We start from the raw sequence: 22,513 nt of genomic DNA on the forward strand, positions 1-22,513 counted from the left end.
ACGGTTCGTAGAGGAGGCATCATATGTACAAGGTAGAGCCAGATGACGAGAGCATTTATTATGTAGGTCGATGGGATAAGCGTCAGCCGGGAGCCTATTCGACGTCATGGGGCGGTACGTATTTTAAAGTTAACTTTAGCAATGCGACGATCATCAGGCTTCACATCGGAGCTAGTGTCCATTTATATGTGAGTATCGATGGTGTGACACGTTATTATCCTGCGGTAACGGGAGTTGTCGATATTACGCCCGTATTGTTACATAAGGGAACACATACGTTAATGGTTGCTACTCCATATACCGATCAATGTCTCGTATTTCAAGGGATAAGTCTGGATGATCAGGCCACAATATCGTTGCCGCCTATAGGGAAGCGAATGATCGAATATATCGGCGCCTCGATTATTGCAGGTCATTTACTGCCTCGTTATGCCCTTTCCGATTATGCCTGGCTTGCAGCAGAGAGACTTGGGTATGAACATATTCAGATTGCACAGTCAGGAATGGGACTGGTCGATCACTGGCCGGGTGGGGGCTATATTGCGAACGGAGCAGGCATGAGTCAGCAATATTTCAAGCTCAAGCATGCAGATCATGACGATGATACATTGTATGACTTTTCCGGTCAGTCGCCCGATATTGTCATTATTCATATCGGGACAAATGATGCCGTATTTGGCGTTCCAGCAGATCGGTTCCAGCATGAATATACTCGGTTTCTAGGCTTAATTCGGCAGCAGTATCCAGTGGCGAAGTTGTATGCCCAGCGTTTATTTGACGGAACATATGCTCAAGAGATTCAGCAGTCTGTACGCAGTCTTCAGGCTGCTGGCGATCAGAAGGTGCATTATATCGATACGAGTGGATGGCTACAGGAACTAGATTACATCGATGGGGTTCATCCTAACGAATCGGCTCATATTAAATTAAGTAAGCGATTGGTGGCTGTGTTAGAAGCAAAGAATCGGTAGACGTATACCTCAATCGATCGATTCACAATATGTAAAAGAAGCCCATTCGGCTTAATCGAATGGGCTTCTTTCATCCAATCATAGCTGGATATAGAGGATGACGATTATTTTAATGAAGGTAATAGATCACGAGTTACCGTGTTAGAGGAATTATATAATGCTTTAATCTGATCATTTGTGTTACTACTGAAGGTTAGCTCTGCCCAGCTCATTGCGAATGCCCAGCGAGGCTGTTCTGCCAATTGAGTGGGAGTTGGTAGTTTATCGCATTCGCCGATGGCGATGGGCTTACCGTTTGCGACGCTCAATGCCGTGTTATATTTTACCGTTGTAAAGCCGTCTGGATTATATATATCCAGTGCAAATACATCAAAGTAATTGCTACCTGGATTGTAGGCACTCCAGTTCAGGTCAAGATCCTGCATATCCCATACCCAGACAAGATTAGTCAAGCCTTTCGTATTGACCATGTAATCATGGGTTAAACGATACAATGCTGCTGTTCCACTTGGTCCCGGTCTGCCACCCCACCAGAATACGCCTTGATTCATTTCATGAAACGGACGGAATAATACCGTTACATTGTTGTCCTTCAAATATTGCAAATACTGGGCATAGGTATCGAGGCGAGCTTTCCATGCTCGATTCAATGTGCCACCATCTGTAATTAGATCGTTCCATTGCGCATCCGACAGCTTGCTCACCACACCGCCATCCCAGTTGCCTGGTTCAGACTGTGTTGGTGGAACGACATGCAGCATAATGTTAACGATCGCGCCGTTATCCCATTGCTTCTTCGCTTCATTAATCATCGTCCATCGGTTAGAGACATCACTGGAGGAAAATAAGAAATCGCCACTCCACAGGGCAGGGTATCTGCCAGTAATACTATGTAGCTGGTTGGTTTGAACGGCAGGATTGGCATTGGGTTCACGATTATGAATACCCAGCACAGTGCTTTTGCCAGAAATACTTTTCAGGTAATCGAGTACGCCGACTTTTTCAGCGCTTCCGTAGATTTCGAATTCATAGAGGGAGTAGCCGCCTGCGGTTGCCCGACTGAAGGCATACATTTTCACATAACGCGCTTTGGTGGGAGCAAAGCTGATGCTGGAGGTGCCGCCTGTACTATTATAATTGGAATAGACGGTCAGCCATTTGGAGTTATCGTTCGATACTTGAATCTGATAGCTTTTGGCGTATGCCGCTGCCCATTTCAAAATCACATTAGAAATTTGCTGCGAACTACCCAGATCAACAATCATATATTGCTGATCCGAAGCTACAGATGACCAGCGTGTGTTGCCATTAGCATCAACTGCACTACTTCCCGGATAGCTGGCACTTTCGGTAGAAGAAACGGTTACCGGACGTCCATATGCCAGATTGGGAGCCGCGTTAGCAGAGGGAGGTGCATACGATATCCCTCCGATCAGTAATGCCATAATCACGAGCATAATGCAATATTTCTTTGTATTGACCATTCATTAACACTCCTTTTGTAATCGTTTTCATTTCAATTTGATTATATTTCCAGTGCTGATTTTAGTCAACAAAAATAAACAAAATAATAAACAATTTATATTTATTTTCTTAAACTTATTGAAACAATTAGAATTTACCGTAGCGATGAGCAGAGGGAAGTATATAACATTGTTATTACTGAATACTAGTTGTCTATGAACAACAACGAAAATTATTCCTGCTGCGTCATAAACTCTACAAGTGCGCCTTTATGTATCTCTACATACGCAATCAAATCATCAAAAATATTTCGTTCCGAGTCGTACACATATAGATTTTGCGCTAGCTCTTGAATTTCTCCTGCTATGGTTTCAATACGAGGCTTCATATGAACTTCATCCGCTGTTTTTAAACGGGATACTTCATACAAGCTGCTTGCCTGGGTACGATCACGTAGCTGCTGAGGTGACAGCTCATGACGGGACAAGACACCACTAATAGCATTCAAAATTGCATAATCCTCCAGCGCTCCAATACGATATAACGTATCAATCATATCCTCCAGCAGTAACCCAGCTGAATTATGCAAAAAACCCCATATCCCATTTATGCTTAACTCGGTATCCAGTTCAATGACGAGGATAATATCCTGAACGAGCTGCGGTAACTGATGAAGATAATCCGGTTTCAATAATGCTTGATTAGCTTCGGTATATAGATTCTCGCTGATCGCTTCTACCATCCCTTCCGCAGTCATCGCTGCGATGGCTTTCGAACCAATCAGATGTGCGATACAATCGTATACAGTGCGCATAAGCGTCTCACTCCTTCTTCATTTCGTTCAAACAATAATTTGATGGTTAATAAAAATAATACTTTATCATTACAATAGAATAAACGTGGAAAGGAAGTGATGCCCCTATGTCAACGAATAAACAAGCCAATAGACTGCTTCATGAGAAATCGCCTTATTTGCTACAGCATGCCTATAATCCTGTGCAATGGTTCCCATGGAGTGATGAAGCTTTTGCAAAAGCGGAGTCGGAAGACAAGCCTGTCTTTCTGTCTGTTGGCTATTCGTAGTGAGGCTTTTACCGACATGCCATTGGTGTCATGTGATGGAGCGCGAAAGCTTTGAGGATGAGGAAGTAGCTGCCTTATTAAATGAATATTTTGTTCCGATCAAGGTGGATCGGGAGGAACGACCGGATATTGATAATCTGTACATGGCGTACTGTCAGGCACTTACCGGGCAAGGGGGCTGGCCGCTAACGGTTCTGCTCACACCGGAGCAGAAGCCCTTTTATGCAGGTACGTATTTTCCGAAGCAGACGAAGTATGGACGCATCGGCATGATCGATATGCTGACGCAGATTCGTGAGAAATGGAAGCATGAACGCGAACGCATTGTTGAAGCTGGTGATGCGATTGTGCAGCGTATGAATGAATTCAAGGCAGAATCAGAGCCGGGTAGCTTTGATGAAGAAATCCTGCATCGTGCCTACCAGACACTGGCTAGCTCGTTTGATGAGCAATATGGAGGCTTTGGTGGAGCACCGAAGTTTCCGACACCGCATCATCTGATGTTTTTGTCTGCTTATGCGCATACGTATGATCAGCCGCAGGCGCTGGATATGGTACGCACGACATTAGAGCGTATGCATCGTGGTGGTATATACGATCATGTGGGTTTTGGCTTTGCGCGCTACTCGACAGATCAGCAGTGGCTCGTGCCGCATTTTGAGAAGATGCTGTATGATAACGCGTTACTGGCGATTGCGTATACCGATGCGTACAGTCTCACGAGTGATGAGCAGTATGCACGGGTTGCCGAAGAGATCTTCACGTATGTACTACGCGATATGACGTCACCGGAAGGTGCCTTCTATTCAGCAGAGGATGCCGATTCAGAAGGCGTAGAAGGCAAGTTCTATGTGTTTGATCGCGATGAGATCGAGGAGGTTCTCGGTCTGGAAGCGATGCATACGTATTGTAATGTGTATGATATCTCACCCGAAGGCAATTTTGAGGGAGCGAATATACCGAATCTGATTGCCCATACCATTGCAGACATTGCAGAAGAGCGTGACTTGAACGAACTGGCACTGCGTACAGATCTCGAAGAATATCGTCAGAAGCTATTCGATTACCGCGAACAGCGTATTCACCCGTTCAAGGATGATAAGGTGCTCGTCTCGTGGAATGGCATGATGATTGCGGCACTCGCACGCGCGAGTAAGCGACTGCAAAAGCCAGAATATGCGCAAGCAGCTACGCGCGCAGTGGATTTTATCTGGCAAACGATGTTTCGTAAGGATGGACGATTGATGGCGCGTTATCGCGAAGGACATGTGGCATTCCCAGCCTATGTGGATGATTATGCCTATCTGATCTGGGGCTTGCTCGAGCTCTATGAAGCAACGGGTGATTCCAGATATATTGCCTATGCAACGACGCTCAAATCGCAATTAATCAGCTTGTTCTGGGACGAAGAGCAGGGTGGATTTTACTTTAGCGGCGCCGAGGGCGATCCATTGATTAGCCGCACCAAGGAAATCTATGACGGCGCGATGCCATCCGGCAACTCGGTAGCGGCATGGGTACTGGCAAGACTGGCTGCTATGACGAATGATGATGAGCTACGTGCTTATGCGGAGCGTATATTGGATGCATTTGCTGGTTCGGTAAAGCAGTACCCGGCAGGCTATACGATGCTAATGCTGGCTGGCATGCAGATCATGAAGGGAACCGAAGAGATTGTTGTTTCTGGAAAGGTCGAAGATATGCAATACCAGCAAATGCTCGCTGAGGTACAGAAGGCATACCGCCCATTTGCAACGCTTTTATTCAATGAGAGCGGAGCAGCAGGGGAGGCTGCCCGCGAGCTGTTACCACATTTGCAGGATAAGCAGTCTACTTCCGAGGCGATGACGTATATATGCGAAGGCTTTGTCTGTCACGCACCAGTGACAACGCTGGAAGCATTAACAGAGGCGCTACAGCCAAAGCGTTCATGAATGTATACGGAGGATGAGATTCAGTATTCTCTATAATATGCTGCAACATAATGAGCTTTAAAATAATGAGCCACAACCTATATCGGCAAAGAAACTTGCTATATCCATATTATCTAATCCTTAATTTTAAGGCGAAAAGTTAGAAGACGAGCTGCATCATAAGCTCGTCTTCTTCTCATTTTGGAAGCGCACTCATTTCCAAATTTATCCGATCCTACTATTACATAATGAGCTTCACAGGTCGAAAAATATAGTATAACGATTGCGGAGGAGATTCTAATGAGCAGCATACTGATCGTTGATGATTCCCGACTGAATGTTGCCTATCTGCAAAATATTTTGCATACTGCCGGCTATGAAGATATTCGTCTAGCGTATTCAGCAGTAGAAGCATTTCGCGAGCTGGGTATAGAAGCGGAGCAGCATCCCAAAAAACGCTGTGATATTGATCTGGTGTTACTGGACATTGTTATGCCCGATATGGATGGAATTGAAGCCTGTCGTACGATTAAGAATACGGAGATGTATCAGGATTTGCCGATTATTTTTCTGACCGCCGATCGTGCTCATTTTGAAGAAGCCTTTGGCGCAGGTGGAATGGACTTTATCGAAAAGGGTGGCCCGGATTACGAGCTGCTAGCACGCGTGCAATCTGCACTCCGACTAAAAAAGGAAATGGATACACGGAAAAACTGGGAAGAAAAAGTACAAAAGGATCTACAGCTTGCCAAGCATTTACAGCGAAGTGTGCTGCATGCTCCGCTGGATGAGCCGGGTATTCGCATCCATAGCCGGTATATGCAATCTGCTGAAGTATCTGGAGATATGTTTTACTGGAAAATGTTCCCGAACCGCAAATGCGGTGTGTTACTGATCGATGTCTCTGGACACGGAATATCGGCGGCACTGATTAGCATGTCGATCCGTTCCTTGCTAGATAGTATTGTCGGCTTGTATCGCAAGCCTGCCGAGGTGTGTGCAGAGCTCAATCGGCAAATGCGATTATTGTTCGGTAAGACGAGACGTTCTGCTTATTTTACAGCCATTTATTTATTAATCGATCTGGAGCAGCGTGAGCTGGAATATGTGAATGCAGGTCATCCGCCAGGCTTATTATTGAAGCAACATGCCACACCTGTAAAGCTAAAGGGTACGACTGTTCCGATCGGCATCAAGCCGGATATGAAGCTGGACACCGTCAAGCTATCCTATGATGCGCCATGCCGAATCGTATTGTATACCGATGGGTTAGTAGAGCGACCCGGGCTGTCGATTCAATTTGGCATTGATCGCCTGGAGGAATATGCAGACAGTCTGCATTATGTGAGTAATGAGTCGTTTGTTGATAAGCTGGAGCGTTTGAATCGTAATCGAGAAGATGATATTTGCATCGTATCAATAGAACTGGATTGATGCTCGATCGGGAATGGGGGAGAGATCGATGGAACGAAGTATAGTTTCCAGAGGCAAAACAGTTGAGCAGGCGATTGATCGTGCTTTGACACTGCTGGAAGCGAGCAAGCAGCAGGTCAGTATTGAGATTATCGATGAGGAAAATAAAGGTCTACTTGGCTTTAATGTAAGGCCAGCTGTCGTTAAGGTTACTTTAATGCAAGAGTCGCCTGATCATGCAGCTACCGATGAGGCTGGACGAGCTTCATCGTCCGTACATCCAGCTTCCCTGTCCAATGCTTCGGAGCAAGAGTCTGCGGGCTTGACCTCCTCTCGTCAGCAACTATCTGTACTGGATGCTGGACAATCGTCCGCATTTGCCGCGAATACGAATCCCTCATCGTCCAAGCAAAAAGCGGCTAGCCCTGTACAGGATGGACAAATCTGGATCGAAGGTGGAGAGGTGCGTGTACGTATCTTTCCCGGTGGTAGCCTGCCCAAGCTCGATGCGTTCAAAAGCGGAGATGTGCTGATTAATGGGCAGCCGCTTCTGGCAGGACAGACAGCAGAGATTGGCGAGTTTGATCATGTGGAGATTGCACTAACCGAGGAGCTACGCGAGCCGCTCTGGCAAATACAGGTGGAGCCAAAAGCAATGCAGGCGAGCGTACATGTCGAGCCAGGCAGTCATATACGCCGCTATTTGCTAGATACGGAGCCTGAGTCCAGATTGATGCTGCGTGTAGGTCAGCGCCGGGAGATTTTGCCTATTGAGCCTGCGCGTATAGTCGAGCAGCTTACTATGCTGGGCGTCGTGTATGGTATCGATCAAGAAGCGATTGCACGGGCATGTCGTGCATCAGAGCCAGGCGAATATATCGTTGCCCGTGGTACAGAGCCGATTCCGGGAGTAGATGGAATGTTCGAGCTACGAGCAGATACCGAAGCGAAAAAGGTACAGCCTAAGCTGCGTCAGGACGGTACGATTGATTACCGGGAGACACGCGAATTCCCGTCGGTAGGGGAGGGTGATCTGATTGGAGTAGTACGCCCGGCGGAACCCGGACAGGATGGCATCGATGTATTTGGACGTTCGGTAGCAGCGCCTCCAGTGCGCCAGGTGCAAATTTTGGCAGGTAAGGATGTCACCCTATCTGATGATGGCTTACAAGCGATCGCTCAGCGTGCTGGTATGCCAACACAGGTGAAGCAGGGCTATCATATTAAGCTGTCGATTGTGCCCAAGCTGATGCAGAGTGGAGATATTAATCTATCGACAGGCAATATTCATTTTCTTGGCGATGTGGAGATTAGCGGAGCGGTGCAGGACACGATGCAGGTAGAGGCGGAGGGCAATATTCATATTCGCGGTAATATTAATATGGCGAATATTATAGCTGGTCAATCGCTAATCGTGAATGCTAATGTGATCAGCAGTCAGGTTGTCGTTGGACAGATGTATCTATTTTACGGTCAGATCGCCCCGCTACTCCAATCGATTGCAGAGCAATGCGAGCTGCTCAAGGCTGCGATTCGTCAGGTGAGTAGCGCATCTGCCTTTAAGCTGGATGATATGGATGAGCATGGCCTCGCTCCACTATTCAAAGTATTGTTTCAGGGTCGATTCCGCGGTATGCGCGAAGTGCTCCAGCGTATGGTGAAGCTCAAGGAGCAATATGCGCAATTGCCAGGAGACGACTGGAAACGTTACTATGACGAGCTCCAGCATGGATTTTTGACAGGCGAATCGAGCCACTTCCGCACCGCGGATGATCTGGAAAGCTTTATTCGGCGTACACGCTATTTGTATTCAGTCGTCGTTGTGCCTGCGATGGAGCAGATTTTTGCCCGTTTGCACCATGTGCAGAACAGTCATGTTCGCTGCGGGGGGAATCTGATTATTGAAAAGGGCTGCTACAATGCCCATCTATTCTGCGAGGGACATCTACAAGCGGATGGAACACTACGAGGTGGAACGTATCATGCTGTAGGTGGAATGACGATTCAAGAGGCAGGCTCACCGGGAACGGGCAGCACCTCGCTGCATGTGGGCGCCAAGTCTGTCATTCGTGCAAAGAAGATTTTAGCCGGAACAACGATTCATGTTGGCGAACGGATACACCAGTTTACGAAAGATATGGAGCATGTGGTAGCTCGCATTAATAGTGATAACGAATTCGTGTGGCATGGGGAGTGATAAGGATGTTTTCGTACCGATTGCAGGAGCAGGATGGACGAATGATCGTCTATTGTGAAGGTGATATCGATATTGATGCTGGTGATTTGATTGAGGAACAGCTTGAGCCCGCTTTACAGGAACAGCAGCATGTTGTATTGAATCTGGAGCAGGTGCATTTTGTAGATTCATCGGGTATTGGGTTATTGATTGGGCTAGTTCAGGGCTTAAAGGAGCAGGAGCGGATCGTATCGCTGGAGCATGTCCAGCCGGAAGTGATGGAAGTATTCGAATTACTACAGCTTGACGAAATATTAGGTAAGGACGTTTTTAGCTAGGTGAACGAGAAGAATCTATATACGATTCCGCTCGGTATGATAGGCCTGGCCAGCCTGGTGTATATGTTCTGGCATCTGAATAGCCTGATCTGGGTTGGGCTGCCGATGCTGCTGTTTATTGTAGTGTTGGATTTATTTCCTGTGCGGCTGTTAAGCGGCGAAGAATATAGTGCGAGCGTGGCAGGATTTCTGATTTTGCTATTGGCGTATGGGCCTACACATGCGCTGATCGGCGCTACACTGAGCAATATCGTTACTCATTTGAGAGCAGCGGACTTTCAATGGCGACGAGTTCACGGCTTTCGAATACTATCTAAGCAGGGGAAGTATGCTATTTGTCTGTATATCGCTGACAAAGCGATGCAGCAGATCGATGGGCTTGTACAGTCCTCTCTTAATGTGTATGCACAGGCGGCGGTAGGTGCTCTATTATTTAGCGGCTTGTATGTGATCATGTCGGTAGTCGTATCAAATAGTATCGGTCATGTGCCTTTGCTATCTAGCTTACGTCTCCGGTTAAAAGAGCTGATCGTGCCTGTGCTGTTATGTACCGTTATCGTGCCGCATTTTTTAAAATATTTATCGCTTGGCTATATCGTGTATGAGACTTTGTATACAGCGTTATTTTTACTGCTTATTATTTTCTTTTCCCATGGTTATATTGAACAGGTGCGTTTGCGCAGACAGGGTGTAGAGGAATTCATTCGCATCGGTGAGCTCCGCCTATCGAATCGGGAGGGGCATGGACGCAATGTAGGTATTATTTGTGAGCATGTATTGGAGCTGCTGAATTATCCAAAGAAGCAGCGACCTGAGCTGATCAACATTGCCACCCTTCATGATATCGGGAAAATGCTATTACCGCTCGAGGTGTTGACCAAGCGTGGGGCGCTATCGCTCAGCGAGCAGCACGAATATGAATCCCATACGATCAAAGGAGCACAGATTGTCGGCAACATCACCGGTGATCGTCGCGCGGCAGCATGGATTAAGCATCATCATGAGCGATTTGATGGCAAGGGCTTTCCCGATCGACTCAAAGGGAATGCGATTCCGTATGAGTCCAGAATTATTTATTTATGCAACCAACTGGAGTATCTGATTCGTCAGTATTCACAAAATGAAGACGTGATGAGTCATTTACAGCGTATGGCAGGCAAGGAGCTTGATCCACAGCTTATCTGGCGTATTCATGCAGGTACTATCGCATGGCTGCGTCAGTATGTGATTCACGATGATCCACCTGCACCCACCGAGCTGGCATCCGTTGTACGTCATGATCCTGATAAGCCACCACAGCAGTTAGCTAGTATTACAGGCGGCACCAGACTGCTACGCTATGGAGCAGATGGTAAGCTATACGGCATAGGCTTATCCGATGTACCTGCTGGTATTGTCAGTGATGCAGAGGTGCTAGCTGAGCGAGCTTTACTTGTTGCTGAAAGCTTCTATGAAGTGCTCGCTGGTGAAGGGAAGACATATGAGGCTTACTTTTATCCTGAACCGGATCGGATTAATGTGGTACTCACGGATATTACACCCGCTCTGCAATACAGAGAGGATCTGCATTACAATACACTCAGCTCGTATCGTGATGTGATCCGTACACTCTCCCATAGCAAAATCGATATCTGTCTACAGCCACAGGAGATCGAGCGCGAATTGGGCGAACGTCTGGATGGCATGGAGGTGCGTACGCGTGGAGATGTATCCTCCAGCCGCAATCTGGTGATGGAGCATGTGCCTGAATGGTATCGTCAGCAATATCCGAAAAAGCTGATGAGCATTAAGCTGGCTGTGTCCGAAGGTGTGACGAATCTGATCAAGCACGCCGAGCAGGGACAGATCGGTATTTATCAGCAGGCGAATCGTCTGCAAATCTATATCACAGATCATGGCTCAGGTATTCCGTTACATGAACTGCCCAAAACGATTCTAGTATCTGGCTATAGTAGTAAGAGCTCGCTCGGTAAAGGCTTTGCAGTGATGTACATGTCTGCTGATCGGATCATGCTGCATACGAGCCCGGATGGGACAGCCATTTTACTTGAGTTTATGATGGTAGCTAAAGAGACCGGCTAAACGCTTCCTGTATCGGGAAACGAATAGTCGGTCTTTATTAGCTTAGGTGACCCGCAGCGTGTACTTTTTCTAGCTGTATACAATTAAAATGAAATCTACATAGTACAGTAACTTAATTGCTATTACATATTGCCCCCTTTTGGACGAAAAATAAGTATACCCTTTATCCTCAGGAGGCACACGAATATGAGCAGCATACTAATTGTTGATGATTCCAGATTGAATCTGGCGTTTATGGAAAATACATTAAAATCCGCAGGCTATGAGGATGTATGGACAGCCAACTCCGCTCAGGAAGCATATGAGCGACTGGGTATTCAAGACGAGCAAGCCCCTCGCAAGCCCGTAGCGGTTGATCTTATCCTACTAGATATCGTAATGCCCGAAGTAGACGGGATCGAAGCCTGTCGCCGCATCAAAAGTATACCAGCCTATCAGGATTTGCCGATTATCTTTTTAACTGCCGATCGAGCGCATTTTAAGGAAGCGTTTAATGTGGGTGGAATGGATTTTATTGAAAAAGGTGGGCCAGATTACGAGCTGTTAGCGCGTGTCCAATCTGCACTGCGTCTAAAAAAGGAAATGGATGCACGGAAGGAATGGGAAAGCCGTGTAAGCAAAGATCTTCAACTGGCGCGTCACCTGCAAAACAGCGTGCTCACTCCGCCGCTGACCGAGCAAGGCATTAGCATTCGCAGTAGCTTTATGCAATCATCCGATGTATCCGGTGATATGTTTTACTGGAAGCAATTCAATGAGCACCAATATGGAATTTTGCTGATCGATGTATCGCTAAGCGGCATTCCCGCTGCGCTGATCAGTATGTCGATTCGATCCTTGCTGGATGGCATTGTCGGTATCTATCGCAGACCGAAGGAAGTATGCGCAGAGCTGAATCGCCAAATGCGCACATTGTTCGGTAAAATGCGTCGTGCCGTTTATTTTACAGCAATCTATGTGATGGTCGATACGAATAAACAACAGCTCGAATATTTCAATGCAGGTCATACTCAGGGACTGCTGCTGACTGAAGGCGCGCCAGCCGAGCGACTGGTTGTAACCACTGAACCGATCGGAATGAAGCACGATATGAACACTGATATCAAAGTGATCGATTATACAGGCGATGCGCGAATCGTATTATATACAAATGGGCTGATCACACGCCCAGGTACGAATCCAAAAACCGTTATTCAAGAGCTGGAGCAATATGCACAAAGTCTGCTCTATCTGGATAATGATGCTTTTCTAAGTAAGCTGGCACGTCTGAATCGCCAGCATGACGATGTATGTATTATTTCGATCGACCTCACTAGCCCGGTAGCGGAAGAAGCAGAATCTGAGGCGAAGACAGAGGTTGAGGCGAAGACAGAGGTTGAAGCGGAGACAGTGGTAGAAGCAGATGCCAAGCCAGAATCTGAGCCGCAAGCATAGTCATTATCCGAGCCGGAGTATTGGAGTGCAGTCTATGTTCGAGTTATGTCTGAGTGATTAGCATGTCGCGCATAGACATGTAACCTATTGTTTTCCATAAAAAAGAGCGTACTGCACGATGAAATTCATTGTGCAGCACGCTCTTTTTTTGTTGTACATCATTAGATCCTATTTTAAAATTGCTGATACACGATACACGATACACGATACACGATACACGATACACGATACACGATACACGATACATACTAAGCTAGATACATGTATAGTGATAAATCAACACGCTATCCGCATAATCATACTATCATCCCAATTAAGCGAGTACTTCCTTACCTGGAGCTGTTGTCGCAGCAGCGCTCTCATCACGCACAGCCGCCTTGATGCCAAGCAACTCTTGCTGCTCCCCAACATTGCCTTTCATCAGCGGAAGCACATCTTCATATTCGAACGTATTCGTCACGATGATCGGTGTTACCGTTGCACAGCCTGCATCGCGAATCTGCTGTAGATCCATTTCCAGCAACAGTTGACCTGCAACGACACGATCGCCTTCCTTCACATGCAATGTAAATGGCTTGCCTTCCAGCTTCACTGTATCAATCCCAACATGAACGAGAATCTCTGCTCCATGATCCGATACGATCGCCAGTGCATGTTTTTTCTTAAAAGCAACGGTAATCGTACCGTCGAAAGGAGCCACGACACGTCCGGCAGCCGGCTCAATCGCTACACCTTTACCCATTGCTTCCGAAGCGAAGGCAGGATCAGGAACCTCAGTCAGCAGTACAATATGACCCGCAACCGGGCTAAGAACCTTCTCATCCATCTGACCAGCATTGCCTTTCACTGGAGTAGCAGGTGCCTCCGATGGTGCTTCTTCAACTGGGTCTTTGAAGCCTAGTACATAAGCAAGTGTGGCCGAGATCAGGAAGGATGCTGTAATACCGATGATCAATCCTGGGAAGCCCTGACCACCTGGACCATAGAAAATAGGCAATGTCAGCAGACCAGGCGCACCGGATGCAAATGCCTGCGTACCTGCTTGACCGATAATCGCACCACCGACCGCACCGCCGATAATACCAGCGATAAATGGACGCTTGAGTGGTAAAGTCACACCATATACCGCCGGCTCGGTAATACCGAACAAAGCGGACAGTGTAGCCGAACCAGCGAGTGTTTTGAGCTTTTTATTTTTCGTACGAAGCATAACGCCGAATGCAGCACCGGTCTGAGCGAATACCGAAGCCGCCGCAGCTGGTTTAATTCCATCACGTCCATGTACCGCGATGTTGTTGATGAATACAGGCACCAGACCCCAGTGTACACCGAAAATAACGAACAGCTGCCAGCACGCACCCATAACCGCACCAGCAATCAATGGGCTAAAGCCAAATGCAGCCACCAGACCCGTTGCAATCGCATTACCTACATACACACCAAATGGGCCAAATACGATCAATGTCAGCGGCACCATCACGACAAGCGAGATTAGCGGCGTAACAAAGTTTTTTACACTTTCATGAATGAAGCGGTTGCACAGCTTCTCCAGCTTACTCATCACGATAACAGCAATGATGATCGGAATAACGGTGGAGGAATAGCTCATCATAATCACAGGAATACCGAAGAAGAGCGTTTCCGTACCAGCTGTCTTCAATTCAACGATGGATGGATAGACGAGCGCTCCGGCAATCGTTAACGCCGTAAAGGTATTACCGCCAAATTTGCGCGCTGTTGTTACAGCGAGTAGTAAGGGCAGGAAGTAGAACAGACTGTCCGCAGTTGCCATCAGAATCGTATACGTCGTTTCTTTTGTACTCAGCCAGCCGACATTCGTTGCAATCAGCAGCAAGCCTTTCAAAATACCCGCACCTGCCATAACACCAAGCAGTGGAGCGAAAATACTGGAGATGACATCGATGATGGCACCAAAGCCTTTTTTACCTGAAGCGGAAGCGCTATCTTTTTTGTCATCATTAAGGATGTTAGATACCTCACCGATCGCAGCGTACACTTCAGGAACAGTATTACCGATAACGACCTGAAATTGACCGCCACTTTCCTTAACGGTGATAATACCATCTGTTTTCTCCAGCTTCGCTTTATCCGCTTTGGACTGATCCTTTAACGTAAAACGAAGTCGTGTTGCACAGTGGACGAGAGAGGATACATTCTGTTCTCCACCAACGCCCTGAACGATCTCTTTTGCCAGTTTTTCATAACTCATGGGGGACACCTCCAAATTTTGGCAAACAAAAAACCTGAGCCATGACAAACGGAGGACAAAAAGAACACAGTGGTCCTTGCCGTTTCTCATGACTCAGGTTTTGCCTGCATAACCAGTAACAATCCGAGTCCGGTTATATGCTGTTGTTACACTAACAATATAACGCTTTCATTCATTTGTCAATGCATATATTTGCAGCAAAATGAACATGATTATTATGAAAAAGAATAAGCCATGCAAACGGATCAGGACAGTGATGAAGGAGTGCATAACGATAAAACAAAGAAGAAAGCTACATCATCTGCGGCTGACGATACGTTCAATATGTACAGTCAAATACAGCATTTCCTCGTTCGTCAACTCATGCCCATGCTCTTTTTTGACAAATATGCGTATCTTCTCGGTACATGCAGCGGCATCCTGATGCTGCTCCTTAATCATCGTATACAAATGATCATAATTGCTGTCATAATGCGTGCCATGAATAATGCGTTGTGCGAAAAATTTAAGATGAGTAATAAAGCGGAAATAGCTGAGCGAATCCTCTTCAAATTCCGTTTTAAAATGATACTTCACAATATTGATGATGCTATGCATAAACTTGGTAATGTTCATCGTGGTGCCGACTTCCTCGTTAATCTCCGCATTAACGATATGAATCGCAATAAAGGCAGCTTCATCTTCAGGCAGCTCAATGCCCATATGCTCGCGAATCTGCTCTAGCGTACGTAGCCCAATCGCAAATTCCTCACGATACAGCTGCTTGATCTCCCATAGCAGCGCATTTTTGATTTCAAGCCCTTTTTGATAACGCTCAATTGCAAAGTTCACGTGATCGGTTAACGAGACATAAATATTTTCGTTCAGCGTTTTGCCAAGCGTTTGGCGGCTATAGGCAATAATCTCTTCAACGATCACGATCAGATCAATCGGAACCTCGCGCAGTAGCATTTTGAAGTTATCGGATGCTTTTTTATTTTTGAGTGCGAACACCTTTTGAATTTTATGCTGTTCTACATCCTCGCCCGGCTTTTTCTTAAAGGCGATGCCGCGTCCCATCACGACCAGCTCTGTGCCGTCTGCCTGATAGACGCTAACTACATTGTTATTGATGACCTTGGCAATTTTCATAGGAACCCCCGATTTCTATACCTTCACTCTAGTATAACTTTATGCAATAGCGCGAGCATCGTTTATAAAAAAACATAAGCTAACGATAAGGCGTTTACTTTGAGCAGTATGAATTACTATGGTAAATAACACAAAACAAGCTGTAGATCACTGCGATGATCCCGTGAAATTATGACTTTAATTGCAATTGTAATGGAGTGCACTAATCTGTATAGGCACGCATAAAGTGGTGTGTGGAACAGATACCGTCCTATATGTACTGACGCTATATACAAGCATACTATCCATACATAACAAAAAAACCGTAAGCACGACAAAACAGAAGGAGCTAGATCAGCTTTCCTTGATTTGGCGGCTTAGGTTTTGCCTGTGACCAGTAACAATCCTAATCCCATATAAATGCCGTTAATACGGCTTATCACTTACTCAAGTGTAGCCTGAACCTAACATGCTGTCAACGCTTTCACTATGCAAAAGAGGGATACACATATAAAAAAAAGCACAAACGAGACAGAAGAGGTTCTGTCTACGTTTATGCTCAGGTTCATACGCTTCATACTGGATACTTTTTCACAAAAAGGGAAGCTGCAAGCTTATATTAACTACATCCGAGTACTAATAAGACACTTATAGAAGTAGGCATGTCTACATTTAACTCGTATCGTGCATGCAGCTCTGACTAGTTACATTTTAATACAAAGTTTAGTTAATAATTAGGACATGTACTGCACTCAAGTCTACCAGTAGGAATAGAATCATAAGTAATATAAGCTTCTATACTTACAGCCCCAGATCAGTCCCACGGCTAGCGATAACCTTTTTGTACCAGTCAAAGCTTTTCTTTTTCTCGCGTTTCAATGTGCCTTTACCCTCATTATCGCGATCAACATAAATATAGCCGTAGCGCTTACGCATTTCGCCAGAGGATGCACTCACGATATCAATTGGCCCCCAGCTTGTGTAACCGATAATATTAACGCCATCCTGAATCGCTTCACCCATCTCAGCAATATGACGTTGCAAATAGTCGATGCGATAATCATCATCTACTGTGCCATCGGCTGCTGGCTCGTCATTCGCACCCAGGCCATTCTCCACGACAAACAAAGGCTTTTGATAGCGATCATGCAGTTGGTTTGCGGTGATACGGAAGCCCTTCGGATCGATCGTCCAGCCCCATTCGGATTTATCCAGATATGGGTTAGCTACCGAGCCAAATACGTTACCAGAGGTCATGTTTTTGATCACTTCTGGATCGGTACTCGTGGTGCGACTGGAGTAGTAGCTGAAGCCGATATAATCTACCGTATGCTCTCTCAGAATCTGATCGTCACCTGGCTCCATCTCAATATTCAAGCCATGATCACGGAAGAAGCGCTTCGCATAGCCCGGATATTCACCACGGGATTGTACATCGATGAAGAAGTACGATTCGCGATCCTTTTCCATCCCTTGATACACATCTTCTGGATTACAGGTGTACGGATAGAAGCTACCTGCCGCCAGCATACAGCCGATCATCGCATCTGGAATCAGCTCATGACAAGCCTTCACTGCGAGTGCGCTTGCGACGAGCTGGTGGTGAGCCGCCTGATATTGAATCTGCTTCACATTGTCGCCTTCCTTGAACGTCAGACCTGCACCCAGAAATGGAAGATGCAGCAGCATATTGATCTCGTTAAACGTCATCCAATACTTTACTTTATCCTTATAGCGAGCAAGCACGGTGCGTGAATACGTTTCAAACAGTTCCACCAGCTTGCGGCTACGCCAGCTTCCGTATTTCTCAATCAGCGCAACCGGCACATCAAAATGCGCCAGTGTCACTACCGGCTCAATGCCATGCTTGATCATTTCGTCAAACAGATTATCGTAAAATTGCAAGCCTTCCTCATTCGGCTGTGCATCCTCGCCTGTAGGATAGATACGTGCCCATGAGATCGAGATACGCAGCGATTTGAAGCCCATCTCCGCAAACAGTGCGATATCCTCAGGATAGCGATGATAGAAGTCAATCGCTTCATGTGAAGGATAAAACTCATTTTCCAGCGGTGTCAGGGAAGGAACGTAACCCTTCATAATATCGCGGCGACTCTCACCTGTTGGCAGCAGATCGACAAGTGTTAGCCCTTTACCACCTTCAAGGTAAGCACCTTCTGCCTGGTTAGCAGCAATAGCGCCACCCCATAAAAAGTTCTCTGGAAACATAAAATTGGACATGGTAAAACTCCTTCCACAGCGTAATAGAGAATATGGACAAAACAGGGAAGGGACGCAGAAAAAAAGAAAACCCGAACGAAGCCTGACATATGCACGCATATCGCCAGGTTCGTTCAGGTTATGCCCCGCGGGTAACATCCCTGAAATGAATGTAGTTGTTACTACAACTGTAGCAAGCGATGAAGGCGCTGTCAACTGCTGGCTGTTTAAATGCTGTTTGGGGGGTGATGATTGGTAATTAGAGGGGAGCGGGGAATAGTGGCTTAGTAGGCAGTTTTGCTGTGATTTAAATGAATGGGTGGTTGAAGTGAAAATGTTTTGCTTAGAGGGGGACCACTCCGGGAAGGAATAAGGGGACGGACTCGGGTGGAGCCGCGAGAATCTACGGATTAGGAGTGGATTGTAGATTCCCGCCCCTCCAAAGGAGTCCTTTCCCCTTATTTCCTTCCCTCCGTTCTGTGCTCATCGCAGCATATGTAGGTATTTACAAAATAAAATATAAAGACATAAGGAACCTAAAAACAACTATTTATATTCAGTGAGAATTTAGTAAACATCCTGCTATTTAGTGAAGTCAGTTTAGTAAGCGATAGGCTCGTCATAAGCTCATTCATTATATTTTCTCGAGTACAATATTCTAATTCCTTATTTGATCGTAAAAATAAATATGTTCCTAGCGTAATTACGTAGCAATTTATTCAGTCATTATAGCAAGTGAGTTAAAGGATTTAATCAGTATGTAGTTGATGTTGAGTCATTGTAAGTTGTTCGTTTATATAGTGAGGTATAGGTTGATTTTTTAAGGGGAGAGAAGTTTATAATTTTTGAGCAAGGAGCAAGGAGCAAGGAGCAAGGAGCAAGGAGCAAGGAGCAAGGAGCAAGGAGCAAGGAGCAAGGAGCAAGGAGCAAGGAGCAAGGAGCAAGGAGCAAGGAGCAAGGAGCAAGTGGAGAGTTCGGGAATATAGCTTAGTAGTGTAAAGTATGGGAAGGGGCGTGGAATGAGCATCTATGCCCATATATTAAATACAGCATACAGTAATTATATAAAGCATGTTCTAAACAAAAAAATCCCCATCCGATATGACAATCGAATGGGGAAGGTTAGTTACATGTGGCATTAATCTCGGATGATGGCTTGAATCTCTTCTTCGTCATCATTCACAATAAGCTCTACTTGATCACGGAATACTCTCGCGTTGTATTCGGAAAACATGTAACGCAGAATGGCTTCGTATAGATTACTTTCGATGAGGTACTGGCTGCGTCCCAGTGACCACACTTCAGCAGTAAAGCCGGTATCTTCCTCCCAGGCTAGCTGAACCGTAACGTCAGTAGGCTTGATGCCTTTGCGTTCCGCAATGTTCAGACATACTGCATTAATAATCTCGTCCATGCTTAGCCGCATAGCCATTATCGTCTGTCGTAAGGGTCAGCTGGTTTTTTACGCTGACGAATCATACGATAAATGCCGCGAGCTGCAATAAAGAGTACATAAATAGCGAGCAGGTTGACGATCAGACCAAGGAAGTCACCGAAGCCGCCCATATTAGCGAACATACCGCCAAACAGCATACCTGCCAGACCGCCGATCATCAGACCTGTGAAAAGGCTACCGCCGCTGAAAAAGCCGCGTTTGCCAGTTGTTGCGTTAGCGCCAGTACCCGTATTTGAACGGTTCGTGCTGTTTACGCTACCGCTTGTATTATCAGAACGCTTTGGTGTCGTTGTGTACGATTTAGGTGTGGATTTAAAGCCACCGCCACCACGTCGTGCATCTGCATCACTTGCAAACGCGCCGAGCGAAGCAAAGAATACAGTAAATGCCATGAAGACCATAAGCACTTTTTTCATGATGTGTAAGTTCCCCCTGATAGGTTGGATTTTATTTGTATAGCAATTCTATAAAGGTAATACGGACAGTCAGCCTCTTCGTTTCACAAATTTTTAATAAAATATCGTGAGGGCTATAATGATGCTCTGCTTGATCAGAATAACAGCAAACGTTAGATCACAATAAAGCAGTCTACAACGATAGATATAGATGATTATAATTATGAATATCTATAATCATGGATATCGTAAAGAGGCTATAAGCATTACACCATCTACATTCTTCTCGTTACAAGAACAGGAACAATGTAGATGCAACTTCTGTCTGGTTCACTTGTGTATTCGCAAAGGGTGCCGGATGCTGTATTCGTATCCGGGTATAGCAAGAACAATAATCGGATTAATGGTGCTGTGGTTCAGATGGGACCTCAGGAATCGCTGCATTTTTCAGCATATCAATAACCCAGGTTGTCCATTCCATATTGGAACGAGCTGTACCAAGCGCTTTGTGACGCAAAATGTACAATCCAAAGTCAGGCGAACCAAAATGATGACTCTCATCAGACATTTTATGAATCGCTTGCTCAAAATAATGAATCTGCTCCTGATAGAAAATAGAGCGCTTGCGGAACAGGGCAATTGCGGTATCACGATCTGTGATCCACAGGCAGAACGCTTTCAAAACAAGTTCGTCGCGAGATACAGGCTCGCCAGCTGGGAGCTGCATCCATTCTTGAAGTTTTTGCTCACCAAGTGGAGTAATAGCATAAATCTTTTTATCCGGCTTGTCAGTTTGTTTCACCCATTCAGCAGTAAGCAGCTGTTGCTCCTCCATGCGGGATAACAATGGGTAAATTTGACTATGCTTCGCTTGCCAGAACGGTTGAATTCTGAGCATAAGGTCATAGCCTGAAGAACGATTACGGGCAAGTAATGCGAGTAAACCATAAGATAATGTATTCATAAGGCAGTCTCTCCTATCTTCGAGCAGCAAATCGGCCGATTTAAAATAAAGTGTACACTACAACTGTATGCTTTCGCAACAAACCATCACGTAAAAATGATAAAACCATACAGTAAAGAGATACATTTAGACAAACAATAGTCATAAATTAGACAAAGTTAAAGCACAGATAACAATGACTAAAAAAGCTTGAGATGCCAATAAAATGGAGACATATCGCAACATCAGAGGCTAAGCGAGACTCGTGCCACCAGTAAGGGATCGGCCAATCCGCTGCATGGTATGGTGGAACAGTGTGCTTGTTGTACTATTATGCAAATTTTAGCAAAAATACTGTCATCTGTGTTATGAGCAGTAAATCACTTATGTACCCGTACGTTTGAAAAACAAAAAGGATTCAAAAAAGTTATTATTTTTTGAGATATTTTTTATGTATGTTTTGATAATGGACGGAAGACCCATGTTCAATCTATTGATTTGCTTGAATGCGAAATTAAACGGAGAATGACAAAATAAAAAGGACACAAACATCGTTTGTGTCCTGGCGGCATATCGATCGCATTGCTGGCATATCGAATGCCAAACCTGCAGCCTGTTCCGCTAAATGGAAGATTTTTGTTGTTCGTAGCCGTTAACGAGCAATTCCAATTGACCTGTCGAGGGATCAATGATCATGCCGTGCACGGGTACATGGGGGGGAAGTAATGGATGATTCTTAATCATATCCACGCTTTTCATTACCCCGTTCTTTTCATCGCCAAACCCTTGCAACCAAGTTTTCAAATCTATTCCAGAATGCTCTAAAGTTGTTAGGATTTCCGGAGAAATACCGCGCTCTTTAATTTCATTAATCATATGATCTGCATTCAGTGCAGCCATGCCGCAGCCATAGTGACCGCACACAATAACTTCTTCTGCCTGCAATTCATACAGCGCTACAAGCACACTGCGCATAACACTACCATAAGGGTGAGAAATAACTGCACCTGCATTTTTAATGATTTTTGCATCGCCATTACGCAGGTTCATTGCACGTGGCAGTAGCTCCGTTAATCGCGTGTCCATACAGGTGACGACAACCAGCTTTTTATTAGGTATTCCGCTGGAAAGGTATGATTCGTAGGACTTGGACGAAACAAATTGTTCATTGTGCTCAAGAATGGAATGAATGGAATCCACAGTATCTCCTCCTGATTGATGCCTGATGGCATAATGAATTTTAATTCTCTAACATGAATAAATATTCACGCTAGTTGCAAGAAGC

Annotated in this window: 17 protein-coding genes; 8 read left to right on the forward strand and 9 right to left on the reverse strand. The window is 45.6% G+C overall.

Features of this window, described 5'->3' with window-relative positions; genetic code table 11:
- Nucleotides 1–23 precede the first annotated feature (23 nt).
- Nucleotides 24–971 (forward strand): GDSL-type esterase/lipase family protein, encoded by a 948-nt coding sequence (locus SK066_RS10280; RefSeq protein WP_320544583.1) that lies wholly within the window; start codon nucleotides 24–26, stop codon nucleotides 969–971.
- Nucleotides 972–1,075: 104 nt separating this feature from the next.
- Here the strand turns inward: SK066_RS10280 and SK066_RS10285 are convergent, their stop codons facing one another.
- Together SK066_RS10285 and SK066_RS10290 are read right to left on the reverse strand one after the other, a co-directional pair.
- On the reverse strand, nucleotides 1,076–2,455 hold the full coding sequence (locus SK066_RS10285; RefSeq protein ID WP_320544584.1) for a glycosyl hydrolase: 1,380 nt from the start codon (nucleotides 2,453–2,455) through the stop codon (nucleotides 1,076–1,078).
- A 212-nt stretch (nucleotides 2,456–2,667) separates the two neighbouring features.
- Nucleotides 2,668–3,249 (reverse strand): DMP19 family protein, encoded by a 582-nt coding sequence (locus tag SK066_RS10290; protein ID WP_320544585.1) that lies wholly within the window; start codon nucleotides 3,247–3,249, stop codon nucleotides 2,668–2,670.
- Between the two features lie 107 nt (nucleotides 3,250–3,356).
- Here SK066_RS10290 and SK066_RS10295 point away from each other — a divergent pair, with 107 nt between their 5' ends.
- The 7 genes from SK066_RS10295 (at nucleotide 3,357) to SK066_RS10325 (ending at nucleotide 12,874) form a co-directional block, all read left to right on the forward strand.
- Nucleotides 3,357–3,518, forward strand: coding sequence for a DUF255 domain-containing protein (locus SK066_RS10295; RefSeq protein ID WP_188775582.1), 162 nt, complete (start codon nucleotides 3,357–3,359; stop codon nucleotides 3,516–3,518).
- Nucleotides 3,519–3,553: 35 nt separating this feature from the next.
- Nucleotides 3,554–5,452 carry a thioredoxin domain-containing protein gene (locus SK066_RS10300; protein WP_320544586.1) on the forward strand — a complete coding sequence of 633 codons (1,899 nt, stop codon included), beginning with the start codon at nucleotides 3,554–3,556 and terminating at the stop codon, nucleotides 5,450–5,452.
- 279 nt (nucleotides 5,453–5,731) lie between these two features.
- Nucleotides 5,732–6,865, forward strand: a complete 1,134-nt coding sequence (locus SK066_RS10305) for a PP2C family protein-serine/threonine phosphatase (RefSeq protein WP_320544587.1) — start codon at nucleotides 5,732–5,734, stop codon at nucleotides 6,863–6,865.
- A gap of 28 nt (nucleotides 6,866–6,893) precedes the next feature.
- The gene (locus SK066_RS10310) at nucleotides 6,894–9,041 is read left to right on the forward strand and encodes a FapA family protein (protein WP_320544588.1); all 2,148 of its coding nucleotides are present in this window, start codon (nucleotides 6,894–6,896) and stop codon (nucleotides 9,039–9,041) included.
- A 5-nt stretch (nucleotides 9,042–9,046) separates the two neighbouring features.
- Complete coding sequence (locus tag SK066_RS10315) at nucleotides 9,047–9,358, forward strand: STAS domain-containing protein (protein WP_250345162.1); 312 nt, start codon at nucleotides 9,047–9,049, stop codon at nucleotides 9,356–9,358.
- Entirely contained in the window at nucleotides 9,359–11,440 is a 2,082-nt protein-coding gene (locus SK066_RS10320; RefSeq protein WP_320544589.1) for an HD domain-containing phosphohydrolase, read from the forward strand.
- A gap of 186 nt (nucleotides 11,441–11,626) precedes the next feature.
- Complete coding sequence (locus SK066_RS10325) at nucleotides 11,627–12,874, forward strand: PP2C family protein-serine/threonine phosphatase (protein WP_320544590.1); 1,248 nt, start codon at nucleotides 11,627–11,629, stop codon at nucleotides 12,872–12,874.
- Between the two features lie 313 nt (nucleotides 12,875–13,187).
- Here SK066_RS10325 and SK066_RS10330 read toward each other — a convergent pair whose 3' ends face one another.
- The 7 genes from SK066_RS10330 to SK066_RS10360 form a co-directional block, all read right to left on the reverse strand.
- Complete coding sequence (locus tag SK066_RS10330; RefSeq protein WP_320544591.1) at nucleotides 13,188–15,104, reverse strand: beta-glucoside-specific PTS transporter subunit IIABC; 1,917 nt, start codon at nucleotides 15,102–15,104, stop codon at nucleotides 13,188–13,190.
- A 297-nt stretch (nucleotides 15,105–15,401) separates the two neighbouring features.
- Entirely contained in the window at nucleotides 15,402–16,235 is an 834-nt protein-coding gene (gene licT / locus SK066_RS10335) for a BglG family transcription antiterminator LicT (protein WP_188775590.1), read from the reverse strand.
- Nucleotides 16,236–17,015: 780 nt separating this feature from the next.
- A complete protein-coding gene (locus SK066_RS10340; protein ID WP_320544592.1) occupies nucleotides 17,016–18,455 on the reverse strand; it encodes a 6-phospho-beta-glucosidase in 1,440 nt (479 codons plus the stop codon).
- Nucleotides 18,456–19,572: 1,117 nt separating this feature from the next.
- A complete protein-coding gene (locus SK066_RS10345) occupies nucleotides 19,573–19,860 on the reverse strand; it encodes a YxcD family protein (RefSeq protein WP_320544849.1) in 288 nt (95 codons plus the stop codon).
- A 5-nt stretch (nucleotides 19,861–19,865) separates the two neighbouring features.
- Complete coding sequence (locus SK066_RS10350) at nucleotides 19,866–20,306, reverse strand: hypothetical protein (protein WP_250345387.1); 441 nt, start codon at nucleotides 20,304–20,306, stop codon at nucleotides 19,866–19,868.
- Between the two features lie 379 nt (nucleotides 20,307–20,685).
- Entirely contained in the window at nucleotides 20,686–21,249 is a 564-nt protein-coding gene (locus tag SK066_RS10355; RefSeq protein ID WP_188777831.1) for a PadR family transcriptional regulator, read from the reverse strand.
- Between the two features lie 600 nt (nucleotides 21,250–21,849).
- On the reverse strand, nucleotides 21,850–22,428 hold the full coding sequence (locus SK066_RS10360) for a beta-class carbonic anhydrase (RefSeq protein WP_188777829.1): 579 nt from the start codon (nucleotides 22,426–22,428) through the stop codon (nucleotides 21,850–21,852).
- Nucleotides 22,429–22,513 lie beyond the last annotated feature (85 nt).

The sequence above is a fragment of the Paenibacillus hunanensis genome (assembly GCF_034055775.1).
Lineage (GTDB): Bacteria > Bacillota > Bacilli > Paenibacillales > Paenibacillaceae > Saccharibacillus > Saccharibacillus hunanensis.